This window comes from Maribacter algae (assembly GCF_047345745.1).
Classification (GTDB): domain Bacteria; phylum Bacteroidota; class Bacteroidia; order Flavobacteriales; family Flavobacteriaceae; genus Maribacter.
This window is the reverse complement of record NZ_JBLFES010000003.1, coordinates 252368-271763: the sequence shown is the minus strand read 5'-3', so window position 1 is coordinate 271763 and position 19396 is coordinate 252368. Positions and strand designations below refer to the sequence as shown.

General features: G+C 40.0%; 14 protein-coding genes. 10 read left to right on the top strand and 4 right to left on the bottom strand.

From position 1 onward, the window contains the following. Positions 1-6: 6 nt before the first annotated feature. Positions 7-1206, bottom strand: a complete 1200-nt coding sequence (locus tag ACKWBX_RS12725; protein ID WP_413969078.1) for a multidrug transporter — start codon at positions 1204-1206, stop codon at positions 7-9. A gap of 33 nt (positions 1207-1239) precedes the next feature. Then, the gene (locus ACKWBX_RS12720; RefSeq protein WP_413969077.1) at positions 1240-4062 is read right to left on the bottom strand and encodes a TonB-dependent receptor; all 2823 of its coding nucleotides are present in this window, start codon (positions 4060-4062) and stop codon (positions 1240-1242) included. A 183-nt stretch (positions 4063-4245) separates the two neighbouring features. Between ACKWBX_RS12720 and ACKWBX_RS12715 the strand changes: the two genes are divergently transcribed. From ACKWBX_RS12715 to ACKWBX_RS12695, 5 genes are read left to right on the top strand one after another with little or no spacing between them, the layout of a single operon-like run. Continuing rightward, positions 4246-4932, top strand: a complete 687-nt coding sequence (locus ACKWBX_RS12715; RefSeq protein WP_413969076.1) for a response regulator transcription factor — start codon at positions 4246-4248, stop codon at positions 4930-4932. Further along, positions 4932-5996, top strand: a complete 1065-nt coding sequence (locus tag ACKWBX_RS12710) for a sensor histidine kinase (protein WP_413969075.1) — start codon at positions 4932-4934, stop codon at positions 5994-5996. Before ACKWBX_RS12715 ends, ACKWBX_RS12710 begins: the two co-directional genes overlap by 1 nt. Positions 5997-6045: 49 nt before the next feature. Next, positions 6046-6714, top strand: coding sequence for a tRNA (guanosine(46)-N7)-methyltransferase TrmB (trmB, locus tag ACKWBX_RS12705; protein WP_413969074.1), 669 nt, complete (start codon positions 6046-6048; stop codon positions 6712-6714). A 4-nt stretch (positions 6715-6718) separates the two neighbouring features. Beyond that, positions 6719-7351 (top strand): LysE family translocator, encoded by a 633-nt coding sequence (locus ACKWBX_RS12700; protein ID WP_413969073.1) that lies wholly within the window; start codon positions 6719-6721, stop codon positions 7349-7351. 8 nt (positions 7352-7359) lie between these two features. After that, the gene (locus ACKWBX_RS12695; RefSeq protein ID WP_413969446.1) at positions 7360-7695 is read left to right on the top strand and encodes an MGMT family protein; all 336 of its coding nucleotides are present in this window, start codon (positions 7360-7362) and stop codon (positions 7693-7695) included. Between the two features lie 114 nt (positions 7696-7809). Here ACKWBX_RS12695 and ACKWBX_RS12690 read toward each other — a convergent pair whose 3' ends face one another. Beyond that, positions 7810-9159 (bottom strand): sensor histidine kinase, encoded by a 1350-nt coding sequence (locus ACKWBX_RS12690; RefSeq protein ID WP_413969072.1) that lies wholly within the window; start codon positions 9157-9159, stop codon positions 7810-7812. Positions 9160-9223: 64 nt separating this feature from the next. Next, complete coding sequence (locus ACKWBX_RS12685; RefSeq protein ID WP_413969071.1) at positions 9224-10594, bottom strand: sigma-54-dependent transcriptional regulator; 1371 nt, start codon at positions 10592-10594, stop codon at positions 9224-9226. 195 nt (positions 10595-10789) lie between these two features. Here ACKWBX_RS12685 and ACKWBX_RS12680 point away from each other — a divergent pair, with 195 nt between their 5' ends. The 5 genes from ACKWBX_RS12680 (at position 10790) to ACKWBX_RS12660 (ending at position 19328) form a co-directional block, all read left to right on the top strand. Next, positions 10790-12136, top strand: a complete 1347-nt coding sequence (locus ACKWBX_RS12680) for a TolC family protein (protein WP_413969070.1) — start codon at positions 10790-10792, stop codon at positions 12134-12136. 7 nt (positions 12137-12143) lie between these two features. Further along, positions 12144-13394 (top strand): efflux RND transporter periplasmic adaptor subunit, encoded by a 1251-nt coding sequence (locus tag ACKWBX_RS12675; protein ID WP_413969069.1) that lies wholly within the window; start codon positions 12144-12146, stop codon positions 13392-13394. Positions 13395-13529: 135 nt separating this feature from the next. Beyond that, positions 13530-14225 carry an ABC transporter ATP-binding protein gene (locus ACKWBX_RS12670; protein WP_413969068.1) on the top strand — a complete coding sequence of 232 codons (696 nt, stop codon included), beginning with the start codon at positions 13530-13532 and terminating at the stop codon, positions 14223-14225. A gap of 116 nt (positions 14226-14341) precedes the next feature. Further along, positions 14342-16777: an ABC transporter permease gene (locus ACKWBX_RS12665; protein WP_413969067.1), complete on the top strand. Its 2436-nt coding sequence runs from the start codon at positions 14342-14344 to the stop codon at positions 16775-16777. 118 nt (positions 16778-16895) lie between these two features. Then, the gene (locus ACKWBX_RS12660; RefSeq protein WP_413969066.1) at positions 16896-19328 is read left to right on the top strand and encodes an ABC transporter permease; all 2433 of its coding nucleotides are present in this window, start codon (positions 16896-16898) and stop codon (positions 19326-19328) included. Positions 19329-19396 lie beyond the last annotated feature (68 nt).

Sequence of the window (19396 nt, the reverse complement as noted above, 5' to 3'; positions counted from 1 at the left end):
CCGGTATTAATTAATACCCGCGGTCCATCCCGCACCCCAAGAAGCAACGTCACTTCCTGTTCCGTTTCCTATTCCACTTACTAATTCTGCTTCTGTAGCTGTTCCATCAATGGAAGTATTTGCAGTTACATCTGTAAAAGTAACATCGGTAAAAGTTAAAGTATCGTCCGTAATATTTTGTGATGTGGGAGTAGATGCTTCATCATCATCCACAGAGATACCTGTATTTTTTCCAACAATCAATACATTTGTAAAAGTACCTTGTGTTCCGGCTCTTAACAAAAACCCTCTTGTGCTATCATTTGCGCCACTTTCGCTCTCAATGGTTACATTAGTTACAGTTGGGTTGGAAAACGCTCCGGAGGCATTGGTGAAATCGGTATTGAACCCATCACATTCAAAAGCTTCATCTCCAATTCCATTTCCTTGTAAAACATAAGCGTCCGTAATTGTCCCATTGTACCCTTCTGTCCAATCAATAGAATCATCTTGTGCATTCACGACCGCAACAAAACTTGCATTAACGGTTCCTCCGAAAAATTCAACACCATCATCAGCTCCTTCAAAAGCTTGAATATACTCCACAGTTGTCCCACTACCTACACCATAAAAAGAGAAACCATTGTTTTCTGATTGTCCATCTGCGGCACCTCCTGAATATTGTACACGAACATAACGTAAAACACCAGAGTTATCATCGGAAACATCTCCACCATAAGGTAAGTTCCCTATTTCAGATGTTGCGGTAGAAGTACCGGTAACAGAGTTTACCGGAGCTCTTCCTAAAAGGATTATACCTCCCCAATCACCAGCTTTTGGAGTTGTGGAGTTAGATGTAAAAATAATTGGGTTAGAGGAGGTACCATTAGCAACAATCTGAGCCCCTTGCTCTATGGCCAAATAAACATTTGGTCCTGCTTCCGCTCTTATAATTGTTCCTGGCTCTATGGTGAGAACAGTACCCGATGCAACGATAGTGGCACCATTGAGAATATATTCTTTACTGGCTTCCAATGTTAAATCTTCAGTGATAGCACCAGAGGCTGGTGTTAATACTACTGTTTCTTCTTCTCCACCCTGCTGCCCGTTCGTATTGTTAACGGTGGTTACACTATTATCGTTGATTACGATGTCTGCAGTGTCATCACGTTCACAGGAGAAGAAAAGTGAAGCGGCAACACCAAGTACTAAAAGTTTATTTTTCATTGTTTTCAGTTTAAAATGTAATTATGGATTTTATTAAAATTTATATTTAAGAGTAAGCCCTATGTTAATTCCTAAGTTATATTCTCTAATGATGACATCACCGCTTCCCGTATTTTCCCTTGTAAGGGTAATGCTTGGATCTAAAAGGTTACTAGCGCTCATGTTCGCTTCAAAATGTTCGCCTATTGGATTTTTCCAAATGAAATTTAAGGTAGGAACTGCTTTTTCAACAATATTCCCAAGGGAACCAGCTCCTAAAGCGGAAATTCTATCGGAAAAATAAGAGAACACCAATGTAGCTTTCGGGTTGTAATTTTCGAATTGAGGACTGTAATTAATGTCTGCGTTGATAATAAAGGGAGATGCGCCCTGAAGGTCATCTGAATCCCTATCAAAAGTGGTACCGAAAGTATTTTCATCCCCGGCCTCAATATTTTTTAAATCCTGATTTGTAGCGGTATACGCAGCATTTAAACCTAATGAGAGGGTAGTGTTTTCATCTTCGTCAGTAATCAGGTTTTTTCGAACTTCTATTTCAACCCCAAGAACTTCTGCCTGATCTCCAGTACGGAAAAGTCTTTGTGTACCCGTCGCATCTGCGGCAATAACCCGGTTCACGGGATCTTGTATCAGTTTTCCAAAAGCTGCCAAGGAAATTAATTCCCCTCTTTCCATGAACCATTCATACTTAAGGTCAAAATTGTATATGTTGGAGAAGTTGACACCATCTCCGTTTTTACCTCCGAACAAGTCTGGATTTCCACCAAAACGCTGCGTAACTCCTTCGTAAACAAAGGGTGCTACCTCTTTAAATTCAGGAAAAGAGACTGTATTGCTAAAACCAAACCTAAGGTTGGAGTTTTCGGTCAATGTATAACGTACGTTCAAGCTTGGCAAGAAGACATTTTCATAAACATCCCTGAACCCTGGATCTGATGGAGGAAGATTGATTACGTCATACACAATGTTCTGGCTAACAGATTCAGCTCTAAGACCGGGAACTAATAATAATTTTTCATTGACGCTCCATTCTGCCGTTAGGAAACCGGCATGAATATCAAGATTACCTTGATAGGTGTTATCCGGATTCCCCGGTCTGTTAACGGCACCTATGTCATTGTTGATAGGATTAAGGTTTCTTATTTCATAGAGCGCACCTTCCGCTCCGCCTAGACTACTATTTTCAATGGTAAAGAACGAATCAAAATCATTTACGTTGGTTACGGGTGTGGTTCTGTCAAAGATTCTGTAACCATAACGAATACTGTTGAATCTACGCTCTTTAGTTCTCCCGTTGTAACCAAATTTTAAAGTAAATTTCTCGGAAATGGTATTGCTCAGATTTATAAAACTGTTCAATTCTTCATCTTCAATGCTTTGGAAGAAACGTTGGTTCTCAAAGGCCGTGTTCGTAAAAAAAACTGGATTTGTATTAGGGTCGTTGTCTAAGGCAAATTGATAGTTTTCTAGCGTGATACGTTTTCTGTCCGGTTCGTCCGAGAATACTTTGTTATAACCTGTGCCCCAATCTAAAACCCATTTTTCGTCAAAACGGTGTTGCCCGGTCAACTGATTTACAAAAATCATATCTTGGTTAAATTGCACATTAGAAATGAAAAAGCCATTATCTGAAGTAATACCATCGCGGTTAAAACCTTGTCCTTCCGTTCCAAAAAAGCTTACGGCATCCGTGGCACTGTTTATAAATAAAGAGCTGTATTTTAATTTATGCTCATTATTTATTTTGTAAACAATGTTTCCGAGTGCTGTGGTCGTAGTATTGTATGCGTATTCTTCTGTATTTGGAAAATCAAATTTCAATACATTGGTAAAATCCCTAGCCGGACCCTGTAAGAATTCATAGCCGTTGCTAAAACTAGCAGTTCCAAAAAAGCTCAATCTAGATTCCTCACTTAGGTTGAAGGAATAACCGCCCTCAACAGAACCATTAATATTTACTGGGGTTGACATACTTTCCGGGTCCACACCATGCGAAAGAATTACTGCAAAGGGATTATTATTGTACCTGTTATAAAAGCCAAAGAAGCTTGTTCCTTCACTTTGTAAAAAATCTTCTCCAATGGCATTTGAGTTGATTCCACTGCCCAAGGCAACTTCCAAATAACCGTCACCTGTATATTCTTTTGAATCTATATTCACGTTACCAGCGGCAAAATCTCCATAATAGGCTGAATTATAAGCTTTGCTTACAGAAATATTCTCAATGATGCTGGAAGAAAATAAATTTAAATCGATGTTCTTTTTATTCACATCGTTGGAGGGTAATGATAGGCCGTTCATGGTCGTGTTTTGGTAGCGATCACCAAGCCCACGTACATATACATTACTGGAACCTTCTTGTTTTGAGATACCGGAAATCTGTGCAACTGCACCCGCGGCATCATCTATTCCTTTAAGCGTTAATGCTTCCGCACTCACTGCTTCCTGCATCACCGTTGCATTTTTCTGTTGTAGAAGTAATGCTACTTCAGAATCTTTTCTAGAAGTAGTAACGACTACGACTTCATCTAAAGAAACCCCTGCAGAAGCGCTCATGGGAACATTCACTGTAGTTACTTTACCCGCTACCACATTTACATTGGGTATTTCAACCGTTTCATAGCCTAAATAACTAAACACCACGGTGTAATCTCCCGGTTCTAAATTTGAGATTTCGTAAAGTCCGTCAAAATCTGAAGTACTTCCTTTTGTCGTACCTTTTATAAGTACATTGGCAAAGGCCAACGGTTCATTGTTATATTCTTTATCGGTTAACTTACCTACTACACTACCTGTTTCTTGTGATGACAGATAAAATGATGATAAAAATAGGAGACCTAATAAAAGTTTCTTCATTGGATGTAATGATTCTCAATTCCGCGGCAAAGAAACTAGACATACGTAAAAGTGGAGTTACCCTCGTGTTAAGCATTTATTTTATTAGCGTTACCTAAACGTTACTATATTAAATCAATGTTAAGCGACTCCTTGATATAGGTATTATCTTTACATTTGAGAAAATAACCTCACAAAAGAACCATGAAAAAGAAGGATATCAAGATACTTTTAGTAGATGATGAGCCGGACATTTTAGAAATTGTTAGCTACAACCTTTCTAGCGAAGGGTATGACGTATATACTGCCTCCAATGGCTCCGAGGGCGTTAACAAAGCCAAGAAAAAACAGCCCCATCTTATTATTTTGGATGTGATGATGCCGGAGATGGATGGTATTGAGGCTTGCGAAATAATGCGCAAAACTCCTGGTCTGGAAAATACGATCATTACTTTTTTAACGGCGAGGGGAGAAGATTATTCACAAGTAGCCGGTTTTGATGCAGGTGCGGATGATTACATCACTAAACCTATAAAACCTAAAGTTTTGGTGAGTAAGGTAAATGCGCTTTTAAGGCGTGTGAAAAATGAAGAGCACCAGCAGGATGATATCACGCAAGTAGGTGATATCGTTATCAATAGGGAAGAATATAAGATTATCAAAAAAGGCAAAGAGATTATCCTGCCCAGAAAAGAATTTGAATTGCTGGCATTGCTTACCTCCAAACCGAGCAAGGTTTTCAAAAGAGAGGTCATTTTGGATAAAGTTTGGGGCAATGAGGTGGTCGTTGGTGGCCGTACCATAGATGTACATATTAGAAAGCTTCGAGAAAAAATAGGGGAAGACCATTTTAAAACCGTTAAAGGGGTAGGTTATAAGTTTGTGCTCTAATGGCTATCCAGGCTAAGAAATCATATCGCTTTGCGTTTCGTTCGGCCGTTTATTTGACTTTATCGGTTGCCGTTTTTCTAGGAATCGCTTTTTGGTTCCTAAATTTTAACAATTGGTTATTGTTGGGGTTGTTGAGTCTTCTCGTTTTTATTTTTTCCTTTTTTATCATTCAAATTCGAATAGAAAAATTCATTTATCGGCGTATCAAAAAAATATATGACGATGTGGCCCTTTTGGAATCCTCTTCATTTACGGCACAACCCATTACTACGGACATGCGTACATTGACCGCGGAAATAGGAAAGTTTGCGGAAGACAAAAAGATAGAAATAGATACCTTAAAAATAAGGGAGGAATACCGTAAGGACTTTCTTGGAAATGTTTCGCATGAATTAAAGACTCCGCTTTTCACGGTCCAAGGTTATTTGGAAACGTTATTGGATGGCGCCATGAACGATAAAAAAGTTAGGGAAAAGTACTTGAATCGCGCTAACAAGGCAGTAGACCGTCTTATCTATATTGTGAAAGATCTGGACTTGATCACCAAGTTGGAAGTTGGGGATTTAAACCTTGAAAAAGAGGATTTTAACATCATTGAGCTTATACAGAGTGTGTTCGACCTTTTGGAAATGAAAGCTGCCAAGCAAAATATTACGCTAACTTTTGATATGGAGTACAGAAAACCTATTCTTGTTTATGCGGATAGGGAAAAAATTAGGCAGGTCATTACCAATTTACTGGTGAACTCCATTAAATACGGAAATGAAAATGGAACTACGGAAGTCAGTGTAGAGAATTTGGTCAAAAACAAAGTGATCATCCGCGTAACCGATAATGGAGAAGGCATTCCGGAACAACACATCCCTAGACTATTTGAGCGTTTTTACCGTGTGGACCAGAGTGGTAGTAGGCGTGAGGGAGGTTCCGGTTTGGGACTTTCTATTGTAAAACACGTTATTGAGGCTCACGAAGAAAAAATTTATGTGGAAAGTTCTTCCGGAGTAGGTTCGGAATTTTCGTTCACCCTAGAAAGAAGTGCCGAAGAAAACACTGCAACAACCTAAGTTTCCCATGGGTTATTTTTCATAGTTTTGTTCCATATTTAGAACACGATTGGGAAGCAAGAACAAACTGAAACGATTTAAGGAAAACGAAACCTTTGACAACGTCATTCAACCAACAAGACAAGAGGTAGCGGAAGGTTTTACATTTAAGGGCTCATGGCACCGCCACTTTAAAAATATAAAACCCATAGTCTTGGAACTGGGTTGTGGAAAGGGAGAATATACCGTGGGGCTTGCCAAACAAAATCCGGATAAAAATTTTATTGGAATCGATATTAAGGGTGCCCGATTTTGGCGTGGTGCCAAGACAGCGTTGGAGGAAGACCTGGAAAATGTTGCTTTTTTGCGAACGCAAATTGAACTGGTAGATTTACTTTTTGGAGAAAACGAAGTTTCCGAAATCTGGATTACCTTTCCGGACCCCCAGATCAAGTACAAACGGACCAAACACCGTATGACCAATAAAGTGTTTTTGGATAAATACCATAAAATACTAAAGCCCAAAGGAACCTTGCATTTAAAGACCGATAGCGAGTTTATGCATGGGTATACCTTAGGCTTGCTTCACGGATTGGGACATGAAATACTGTATGCCAATCATGATGTCTATAAGAACGAGGGAAGCCCAAAAGAAGTGTTGGAAATCCAAACTTTCTACGAAAATCAGTACCTTGAAAAAGGGAAACCGATTACCTATATCCAGTTTCGGATAAACTAGTATTATGCAACAACTAGCCATCTTGTTTTTTTCCACCTTTTCGGCGGCATTTTTAGCTACGGCCCCACCGGGCCTTCTAAATATGAACGTGGCCAAAACGAGTGTTGAAAAAGGCAAGGCCAATGGCATTATGTTCGGGCTTGGTGTGGCGGTAATGGTATTGCTGCAGGCATATTTATCCGTTCGCATCGCCAAATATCTTTCTAGAAATCCGGAGACAATCCATGTATTGATGCAGATTGCGGTGGTGATTTTCGTCATATTGGCCGTAGTTTTTTTTGTTAAAGGCAAAAAACAGGAAGTACAACCTATTGAGATGGAATATGGTAAGAAACGCAGCAGTTTTACAAAAGGATTATTTTTAGAGGCCATCAATCTTTTGGCTATTCCTTATTACAGTGGCTTGAACACTATTTTTCATAAACAGGGCTTTATGAATTACAGAGTTATTGATGAAGTCTTTTTTATTTTTGCGGCAGGAGCGGGAACTTTTCTTGTCATGTACCTCTATGCCTTTTATTTTAACAAGATGAATCGAAAAACAAATCGATTTTCAAAGAACAGCAATTATATTTTAAGTGCATTAATGATTGTGCTTGCTGTTGTCACTATTGTTCGTTTAATGAACCAAAATTAATGTCGCAATTGAAACCGGAAAATCAAAATTTCTTTCAAAAAGTATATGAAGTAGCAGCACAAATTCCGTACGGTAGGGTAACATCCTATGGGGCAATTGCCAAATATTTGGGTGCGGCACGAAGTGCCAGAATGGTGGGTTGGGCCATGAACGGTGCCGGCAGTATGGAAAATGTACCTGCGCATCGTGTGGTCAATAAAGCTGGACTGTTAACGGGAAAACATCATTTTGGCGGCACTAATTTAATGCAACAATTGTTGGAAAGCGAAGGTATTGAAGTGGTGGACAATCAGATTCAAAATTTGGAAAAACATTTTTGGGATCCATATAAGGAACTTGATTAAGAAGTTTTCTATTTAAATTCCTTCGAGTCATTTCAAAATGAGGAGCGAAGCAACGATTAAGTAATTCAATCATATTTATATTCCATTCCGCTCGTTTGGAGACGAATATTGTTATCAATCAAAAGTCAAGGTGAAAACAGTATTTCCGGGAACGGAAGCCACTCGAATAGTGCCCTTGTGCAATCTCATAATCTGTTTGGAGAGGCTAAGACCAATACCTGTGCCGGTATCTTTTGTAGTAAAGAAAGGCACGAAAATCTCGTCCATAAGTTCTAGCGGAATTCCTGGGCCATTATCACGTACTTGAATGACTTTTTTGTTCAGTTCATTAATGCCAACAATAAATTTAATTAAAGCATTTTCAGTACCTACGAGTGAATGTTGGGCGTTTTTGCCAAGGTTTAAAAGGACTTGCGTAATTTGTTTTTGGTCAATATAAAGTTCTAGGTCTTGAGGTTCAATGTTAATTTCAATGGTAACCGCTGTCTCTTCTTTTTGTTCGTTTAGGAGTAGTTGAACACGTTCCAAAATGATTTTTGCCGGGATAAGTTCCCTGTCCGGTTCGGGAACGCTCAAGAATGTGCGGTAAGATTGTACAAACCCCATTAAATTATTGCCTTGGTCTTTGATGACTTCCAATCCTTTGGCGCTGTTCCTCATTTGATTCTCTCCAAATTCATGCGGAGACATTAACACTTCACCTTTTTTAAAATATTTTAAAATCGATTCTGATATAGAGGTTATAGGAGTGATGCTGTTCATGATTTCATGCGTAAGTACACGTATCAATTTTACCCAAGAATCCGTTTCTTTATCGTCCAGTTCCTTATGGATATCATGGACTACTACCAGCAAAAGAGTTTGTTCCTCAATTGTAATAGGGGTACATTTTAAGCTCAATTCCCGTTTTCCTCGTTCATTTCCCAATTGAAAAATAGTGTTATCAAAGGGCTGCAAATCCTTGAAAAGACCATATAATTCATGGTCTACCTGATTGAGCTGTTTTACATGGTTCAAAGGGCGATAATTGAGCAAATCTTGAACCGTTGGATTGGCATAAAGGATATGGCCTTTTGGATTGATTGTAAAAATACCAATGTCCGCCTGCCTCAGAATCTCTTGATAATATTGTTCTTGTGCTTGTTTTTTAACATAGATGTCTTGAATCATCTCATTCAGCATATTTAAACTATGATTTAGTTCTTCAAGGGATTTTACACTTAATTTCTCGGGAAACCTTAGCGTAAAATCCTCATTTTTTATCGCATCAAAAAAATAGGCGATTTTTCGGTTGGTCTGGTTTACATAAGAAATTAAGTAGGAAGCCTGGATAATTAGAATAATAAGCGTTATGGAAAACGCGATATACTGGCCGCCAAAAAAGAAATAGGCAGATAACAATGCCGTAAAGGTGATAAAAACAATGCGTAGTACTGTTTGTACGTAAATATTTCTACTGACCATATTTTAATTTAGATACAAGCTCAAAAACAAATTCAAATTAATTTAACCATTAACCCGTTCCTTGCTATAAATTCGGAGACTTTTTTTTCAACTTATTGTACAAGGTCTGTCTTGAAATACCTAATTGTTCTGCCGCCGCACTGTAATTACCATCATGTTGATCTAGTGCTTTGTTGATCATTAAGATTTCCATTTCTTCCAGGGTATTTGGTCCGTTTTCTATGGAAACGGAATTTTTGGGAGCCAATAAAAAATCGGTAGGTTTTAAAACATTTCCTTCGGACAAAATAACGGCGCGCTCTATGGTATGTAATAGTTCCCTGATGTTTCCAGGCCAGGCATAACCCATAAGTTTCTCTTGTGCAAGCTGATTTATTTTGAGCCCCGCCTTCCCATATTTGTGGGTGAATTTGTTTAGATAAAAATCGGCCAAGACCAGAATATCGTTTTCGCGGTCGCGCAATGGGGGTACTTCTACCCGAATCGTATTGATTCTATATAATAAATCCTCCCTAAAAAGTCCGTCCGCCACCATTTGGTCCAGATTGCAATTGGTAGCGCATACCAACCTGATATCCACGGGAATAGGTTTATTGGAACCCACACGCACGACCACTCTATTTTGGATAACGGATAAAAGCTTGGCCTGCATCTGCAGGGAAAGATTACCGATTTCATCTAGAAATAAAGTTCCGCCGCTGGCAGCTTCAAACTTTCCGGCCCGGTCTTCCTTTGCATCGGTAAAAGAGCCCTTTACATGACCGAACAATTCACTTTCAAAAAGATTTTCAGAAATAGAACCCATATCTACCGAAATAAAAACCTCATTATTTCTTGCGGATAGTTTATGTAGCTCTCTCGCAATCAATTCTTTTCCTGTTCCATTTTCCCCGGTAATAAGCACGTTTACATCGGTCTTGGCCACTTTTTGAACAAGGTTCAAAACCTGGTTCAACGCTTTTGAATTACCGATGATGTAATTTTTATTTTGATTGATGACCTGTTTTAGGTTGCTCTCTTTTTGTTTTAACTGTTTGACCTCTTTTTGGGTTTGCCTAAGTTCATAGGCCGATTTTACCGTGGCCAGTAAGCGTTCATTGTTCCATGGTTTCAATACAAAATCTGAGGCACCTTCTTTTAATGCTTTTACCGCTAGGTCTACCGCTCCATAGGCCGTCATCATAATGACCGAAATATGTGAGGCCTTCTTTTTTATTTCGCGCAGCCAATACAAACCTTCGTTACCCGTGTTTACCCCGGCCGAAAAATTCATATCCAACAAAATAATGTCCAGCTCCGAAAAATTGGGAAATGATGCTATTTGGTTAGGGTTGGAGATGGTCTTAACACTTTTGTATTCAAACTGTAAAAGTATTTCTAGAGCACTCAGTACGCTTTTTGTATCGTCAATTACAAGTATTTTGGCATCTATCATAATGTATAGCTTCGATTAAAACTACAAATCGGAATTAAAATATTTAATAAAGTGTCCAATTTTTTTACGATATCTGTACAACTATTTTACACTTTGAATTTGATATACTTATTTTACAAATCATAACGTATTGAAAATCAAATCAATAATTTTATGGCACACATATAGCAAAGAAGTTGGCATACCAATTATAATATGAACCGTAATATTAAAATTACCACCATTCTTTTACTTGCTTTTAGCATTACGCTAATGGCACAGGAAAAATGGACCTTAGAGGATTGTATTGATCATGCTTTGGAGAATAACCTACAATTAAAAGATTTCAATTATAATACGCAATCCAATAGGGAAACATATAGGCAATCTATCAGGGATATTCTACCGAGGGCAAATGCATCCAGTAACTATATAATCAGTTACGGTAGATCAGAAGATCCCAATACGGGGACTTTTGTAACACAGGATTTCTTTTCCAATTCTTATAGCTTGGATGGTTCCATAGATCTGTTTCAAGGATTTCAAAAGCTCAATACCATCAAAGCTTCTAAGTTTTTATATAAGGCCACTAGTGAAGAGGCCACACACCAAAAATATTTATTGGCTTTTAGGGTGATGCAGGCGTTCTATGACATTCAGTTTTTTCAAGGGTTGGTTGCCATTTCAAATGAACAACAGCAGATTTCCCAAACAAACTATGATTTGGTACAAAAACAAATAGCGTTGGGTTTAATGGCGGGTGCAGATTTATATGAAGCAGAGTCTTTATTGTTAACGGATAAGTTGAATGTAACGCAAAGCGAAAATCAGTTGGCAGCGGCCAAACTGAACTTGATTCAAGAAATGAACCTGGAAGGTGTAACCGATATAGATATCCAAGTGGGCTTGCCAGAATTAAAATCGGATAATGAATTAACCGCTATCGCGTCCGACTCCATATTCACACAGGCCAAAAATTTTGTCCCTTTGATCAAGGCACAGGAATTAAGAACTAAAGCGGCCAAAAAGCAATTGGCGGCTACTCGCGGAAATCTTTATCCATCTTTACAATTGTTTGCAGGATATAGAACGGGATACTTTGAGACTACTAGAGATTCGTTGGGCGTTACCATACCTTTTAGAGACCAGTTCAGGGATAATGCCGCTGAATTTATAGGAGTTGGCCTAAATATTCCTTTAACGGAGGGCTGGTCCAGACGTTCTCGGGTAAAACAACAAAAAATTGAATACTTAAGGGCTCAGAACAACCTGGATATTCAGGAGCAGACCTTACAGCAGACCATTCAGCAGCTGGTGCAGGAGTATAACTCCTTGATTGTAGAATTGGCGCAGAGCGATAAACAGGTTGAAGCACAAAATTTGGCATTTACCATTGCACAAAAAAGGTATGAGAAAGGATTGATTAATGCCTTGGAACTGTTTACGGCGAAGAATTTATTCGCCAATGCCCAAAATGAAAACTTGCAGGTGCGCCTTAGGTCGGAGATTAATAAAAGTACCTTGGATTTTTACAGAGGCCTACCTGTATTTGATATAAATTAAATAAGAAATGGACATAAAATTAGAAAAGAAAAAAGGATTAAAACCGAAGCATTACGGATATATAGCATTGGGCATTCTGCTACTTTTTGTGGCGTACCAGTTAATTTTTGCAACTTCGGTATCCACATTTAGGACGGAGAAAGATAAGCTTTCCATTGCTCAGGTTTCCCAAGGCAAATTCGATGATTACATTACCATCAACGGAAACGTAGCCCCGATTTCTACGATATATATGGATGCTTATGAAGGTGGTCGTGTTACGGAAAAATTAATAGAGGAGGGAGCTATGGTCAAAAAAGGGGATATCATCCTAAAATTGGAGAACATGAACCTTTACGAACAGATTTTGGCCAGTGAAAGTAACTTGGCACTCAAACAGAACGATCTACGGTCTACACGATTAAATTTTGATTCCAGACAGGTAGAGGGTAGGAGGTCCTTGGCCACGGCAAGTACAGATTTGCAAAGGTTAAAACGAAACTACGAACAGAACGAGTCTTTATACAAAGAAGAACTCATCTCAAAGGAAGTGTATCAACTTTCCAAAGAGAACTATGAGCTTTCCAAAAAACAGTATGAAATCGTTAAGCAACAGACCGAGAATGATGACCAGCTGCGAAAGACCTCACTGAGCGGATTGGATGTAGATTTAGCCCGTATGCAAAAAACCTTGGGCATGGTGTACCAACGTTTAGATCATTTGAACGTACGCGCTCCGGCAGATGGGCAGTTAGGGTTTTTGGATGCTGAAATAGGTCAAAATATTTCCCAAGGACAGCGTATAGGACAAATAAACGTATTGACCGATTATAAGATTGAAGCGGATATTGACGAGCATTATATAGATCGTGTAAAAAGAGATTTGGTCGCAGTATTGGAACGTAATGGGAATGAGTTTCCATTACGGGTGAGAAAGGTGTATCCGGAAGTCCGTAACGGCAGGTTTAGAGTAGACCTTGTATTTACGGATGCAAAACCCTTGACCATAAGAACGGGCCAGAGTTATAATATCAAGTTGCAATTGGGAGAATCCAGCGATGCCTTGTTACTGCCCAAAGGAAGCTTTTTTCAAAGCACGGGAGGGCAATGGATATTCGTAGTGACACCCGGAAGTGATGAAGCAATAAAAAGAAATATTAGGGTCGGAAAGCAGAATTCCAGATACTATGAAGTGTTGGAAGGCCTGCAAGCCGGGGAGGAAGTCATAACCAGTAATTATGATTCTTTTGGAGAGGCGGAACGTATCGTTTTAAAATAAAGTCCCACCCCTGAATCCCCTCCCCAAAGGAGAGGAGACTCTTGGAAGAAATGAAAATAGATTATAAATAATAACGGTAAATCGTCACATTGAGTACCGTCTTGATGTCTTTAATAAATAGAAATACCAGAAATAATGATAACAATCCAAAATTTAAAAAAGAGTTTCAGAACTGAGGAGGTAGAGACCTTGGCACTGAACAACGTAAACCTTCATGTAGAGGATGGCGAGTTTGTGGCCATCATGGGACCTTCGGGTTGTGGAAAATCCACCTTGTTGAATATTATAGGGATGCTGGACAATCCTACGGAAGGCAGCTACAACTTTGCAGGTAACGAAGTGGGCGGACTCAAGGAAAGTCAGCGTACCCAACTTAGAAAAGGAAATCTAGGATTCGTGTTCCAGAGCTTCAACCTAATCGATGAGCTTACGGTATATGAAAATGTGGAGCTTCCACTTATCTACCTTAAAATGGGCAAAGCGGAACGTAAGGAAAAAGTGATGAAGGTCTTGGAACGTATGAAAATCGCACATAGGGAAAAGCATTTTCCACAGCAACTTTCAGGAGGGCAACAGCAACGTGTCGCTATTTCCAGAGCGGTAGTTACCAATCCAAAATTGATTTTGGCGGATGAGCCAACAGGTAATCTGGATTCCAAAAACGGTATCGAGGTCATGAACCTGTTAACCGAACTGAACCAAGAAGGAACTACCATCGTGATGGTAACCCACTCGGATAGAGATTCGCACTATGCGCATAGGGTAGTGAATCTGTTTGACGGTCAAATTGTAACCGAAAGCCAAAATAGGGCTATTGGGGCAATGGTCTAATCAACCAACTAAGTTGTAACAAGTTTTATAGTAGGAGTTTATTCATCAGTTTATACTGAAATGGTTTCAGCTTTAAAATAATCAGCCTAACTAATCAATCAAAAATTAGAACAATTATGTTTAAAAACTATTTAAAAATCGCTTGGCGGAATCTTTTTAAGAACAAAGGGTTTACCTACATCAACATCATTGGTTTAAGTTTAGGGGTTGCCGCATGCATACTGATATCGATTTATATCATCCATGAAAGCAACTATGATGGCACGGTGAGCAATGCTTCCAACATTTACAGAATGCTCAATAGGGATGCGCGTGATGGAAAAATAAACGATGGAATTCACTTTTCCGCCAATACTGCATCAACTGTATTGAATGATTTTCCCGAAGTGGTGAACGCCGGCAGGTTGAACGATAATGACCTTTTTTACGGAGCGGGAAGTAATGAAATCAGGATCGATGGGCAGCAAGTGCAACATCATGAAGAAGGATTTACCTATGCGGACCAAGCTATAATAGATATCATGGATATCGATATGGTGTACGGTGAAAAAACCTCGGCATTGTCCGAACCCAATACCATTGTAATTTCCGAGGCTATTGCCCATAAATATTTTGGGGACAGTAACCCGGTTGGGCGTTCCCTTTATTTGAACGGGAATAATGACCAGCCCTTTAGGATCAACGGCGTTATGGAGGATTTCGCCAGTAATTCCCATATGGATTATGATTTTTTGATCACATTATCCGGGGTCGAATTTGGGGAAGGGGAACAAACAAGATGGGTGCAAAATAATTATTACACTTATTTGGAACTTCGACCCGATACAGATGTAGCTGCCTTTCAAAAGAAAATGTCGTCAACGCTCATTAACAATTATATAAAACCGGCTTTGGAAGCTGGTGGATTTGTGATACCTGATAATTCCGATGACGTTTTCAGTATGCAACTACAACCTTTGACGGATATCAACCTCTATTCCAAAAACATCACTTTTGAGGCCAGTATCCGCAATGACATCAAAGTAGTTTCCATTTTTGGTATCGTAGCACTATTTATATTAGTGATTGCCAGCATCAATTTTGTAAACCTATCAACGGCCAAATCCGCCAACAGGGCAAAAGAGGTAGGGGTAAAGAAAGTAGTGGGTTCATCAAGGAGTAATCTTATTGGACAGTTTTTGACAGAATCTATCCTAATAACCGTAATTGCATTTGTTGTGGGGGTGGTTATTTCCTTTTTAATGATGCCCCTTTTCAGGAAAATGACGGGTAAGGCATTGGAATTTCCATGGACGAACCCGCTGTTCGTCATCAGTATTATAGTAGGGGCCTTGCTTGTTGGATTTTTAGCAGGCTTGTATCCTTCTTTTTACCTCTCCAAATTTAAACCCAGTGCCGTGCTTAAGGGCAAATTGGCCATAGGGAGCAAGTCTAGCGGTCTACGGAGCGGTTTGGTGATTTTTCAATTTTCGATTTCCATTATTCTCATCGTGGGCACCTTGATCGTGAATCAGCAGATGGATTTTATCCTAAATTCAAAAATCGGATTTGAAAAAGAGCAGGTGATACAATTGTACGGAACAAATATGTTGGGGGATAAAATCGACACTTTTAAAGAGGAGCTGAAAAATATCAATGGCGTAAAAAATGTCAGCGTTAGCGATTATTTGCCTTTGGAAGGCACTAAAAGAAATGGGAACGCTTTTGTGAACGAGGGGCGCGACAACCTTGATGAAACCATTTTTGGCCAGGCATGGTTAATAGACGAGGACTATTTGGAGACCCTGGGAATGAAGCTTGTCGAGGGAAGAAATTTTTCCGAAGACAGAAGTACGGATAGTACGGCAACGATAATCAATCAAACCATGGTCGAAAAATTGAATTTGGAGGAACCTTTGGGCAAGAAGATTTCAAGATACGGAACACTTTATGAAATTATCGGCGTGGTAGAAGATTTCAATTTCAATACCATGAAACAAAAAGTAGAGCCACTTTGTTTTTTTCAAGGCCTTAGCCCTACCATAACTTCGATCAAAGTAAGCTCTAATAATATGGAAACCATTATTGCTTCCATAGCGGACAAATGGCAGGAGTTTATGCCCAATATGCAGCCGCGCTACGTGTTTATGGACGATTCTTTTGCCAAAATGTACAATAACGTAAGCCGTATCAAGACCATATTCATCACGTTTGCGATTTTGGCCATTCTTGTGGCCTGTCTGGGGCTTTTTGCACTTTCCGCTTTTATGGTGGAGCAACGCAAAAAAGAAATCAGCATTCGTTTGGTTTTGGGAGCTACTTTGCAAAATATTTATAAGTTGCTGACAATCAATTTTTTAAGATTGATAGTCATCTCCTCCATCATTGCCTTGCCCATTTCTTGGTATATCATGGACCGATGGCTTCAAGATTTTTCATACAGAACAAGTATAAGTTGGGAATTAATGGTAATGGGTGCCCTTATCGCTATTATGATTGCGGTTTTCACCATCAGCTATCAATCTATCTCGGCTGCCTTAGCAAGCCCCTCTAAAAGTTTACGAACGGAATAGGCCCCCTCTACCTGCCAAAGGCAGGTATCTCCCCCAAAAGGGAGAAAATAATTATCAAAAGACAAACTCGTTCCCCCTCTCTCGGAGGGGGAAGGGGGAGGACAAAAACGAAAAAACCATGATCAAAAATCATTTAAAAATCGCTTGGAGAAGCCTAAAAAGACAACCTTTTTTTGCGTTTCTTAATATTTTTGGCCTTGCCATGGGCATGGCCGGTGGATTGCTCATTGCCCTGTACATTCACAATGAACTAAGCTATGACGGGATGTTTGCCGATGCGGACCGGATCCACAGAATTAATGCCGATATCAAATTTGGGGGAACAGAGAGTAAATCGGCCGAAACCGCTGCGCCCATGGCGGCCGTGCTGAAAAACGATTTTTCGCAGGTGGAGATGGCTACCAGGATCAGAAACTTGGGGAGTGTGCTCATCCGTAAACAAAATACGGTCAATAACACCAAAGAACTGAATACGGCCTTTGCCGATGCCAATTTCTTTCAAATGTTCGGTCTTGATCTTTTGGTCGGTGATGTGGAAACTGCCCTGAAAGAACCCAATACCTTGATTCTCACCAAAACCGCTGCCGAGAAGCATTTTGGACTAAACAATGCCGTAGGCCAAGAAGTATTGTTGAATAATACCGATACTTATACGGTGACCGGCGTTCTCAATGACCTCCCAAAGAACTCCCTTTTAAGAGATCATAGTGTGTTCATGGCCATGTCCGGCTATGAAGATGCACAAAACCAATTATGGGGAAACCACAATTATTTTACGTTTATAAAACTTATCCCCAGTGCTAACATCGAGGATTTTCAGGCCCCGCTTCAGGGCATCGTGGGCGATTATTTGATACCATGGGTACAGCAAATATATCCAGGCATTACGGAAGAGCAATTTAGGGCCACTGGAAATTATGTGAATTATTACTCCATTCCCTTAACCGATATCCATTTGTATTCACAGGCTCGTACCGAGCTTAGCGCAAACGGATCTATTCAAGACATCTATATTCTATCGTTTATCGGGCTTTTCTTGATTCTATTGGCGAGTGTTAATTTTATGAACCTTTCTACGGCATACTCCCTGAAGAGGGCAAAGGAAGTCGGTATTCGAAAAACACTTGGTTCCAATAAATCCGGATTGGTGCGTCAATTCCTGACCGAATCCGGTGTAATCTCCTTTTTGTCATTGGTGGTCGCGATGGTCTTGGCCGTAATGGCCATGCCCTTTTTCAATGAACTGGCAGGAACGGAAATCAGCGTGCCTTTTGCCAATCCGTTCTTTTGGCTCGTCTTGTTTGCTTCGGCCTTGGTGTTAAGCCTGTTTTCAGGATGGTATCCTGCATTTTTCATGTCCCGGTTTATTCCCGTAAAAGTTTTAAAAGGTCTGGGCAAAGATAGCGTTGGTGGTGGCGCTATTAGAAACTCTCTGGTCATTTTCCAGTTTGCCATTTCGGTCTTTTTGATTGTGGGAACACTCGTCGTATTCAAGCAACTCGACTATATTCAAAGCAAAGAATTGGGTTTTTCAAAAGATCAGGTCTTGGTCATAGAAGATTTTTATGGGGCAGGTGAAAAAGGCGAGACCTTCAAACAAGAAGTGGAAAAGTTGGCCCAGGTAAAAAGGGTCACCGTCAGCAGTTTTCTTCCCACCCCATCCGCTCGATCGGATTATTCCTATTTCAAGGAAGGCTTCCCGAACCAAGAAGATGCGGTCAACATGCAACGTTGGGGGATTGATCAAGACTATTTGGAAACCTTGGACATCAAATTGAAGGCAGGACGTTTTTTTGACGAGCAACGAATGACCGATTCTACTGCCATACTCATCAATGAGACTGCCGCTTCACTTTTGGGCTTTGAACCGGAAGAGGCTTTAGGACTACAACTTTCCAATGATCTTGGAAACGAGAACGGGAATTTTGAAACGGTTATAGGTGTCGTGGAAAATTTTCATTATGAGACGCTACGCGATAATATTGGTGCCCTAAGCTTAACCTTGGAAAGTTCAACGGGCAACATGGCAATCAAGCTAGGCGCAGGAGATTATTCTGCCACCATTGCCGGGATCGAGGAAATCTGGAGAAAGAATATTCCTGAACAGCCTTTTGCTTACCGTTTTATGGAGGATTCCTTCAATACGACCTATCAAGCGGAGCAACGCCTTGGGCGTATTTTTGTGGTGTTTACCATACTATCTATTTTCATTGCCTGTTTAGGTTTGTTCGGTCTCGCCGCTTTTAATGCCGAAAAACGGACCAAGGAAATTGGGGTGCGAAAGGTACTCGGGGCAACGGTGGGTCAAATATCCTACAGATTGACCTTGGATTTTCTAAAACTTGTGGGGGTTGCCATACTGATCGCGTTACCCTTGGGATGGTTTGCCATGAACAAATGGTTACAAGATTTTTCATATCGTATAGAAATTAGTTGGTGGGTGCTGGTCTTGGCAGGAGTATTGGCCATAACCATCGCCATAATTACGGTGAGCTATCAAAGTATAAAGGCGGCCATTGTTAATCCGGTGAAAAGTTTACGAACGGAATAGGCCCCACCCCTAAATCCCTTCCCCAAAAGGAAAGGGACTTGGAAGTCGGGTACGTAAAAGAATTATTT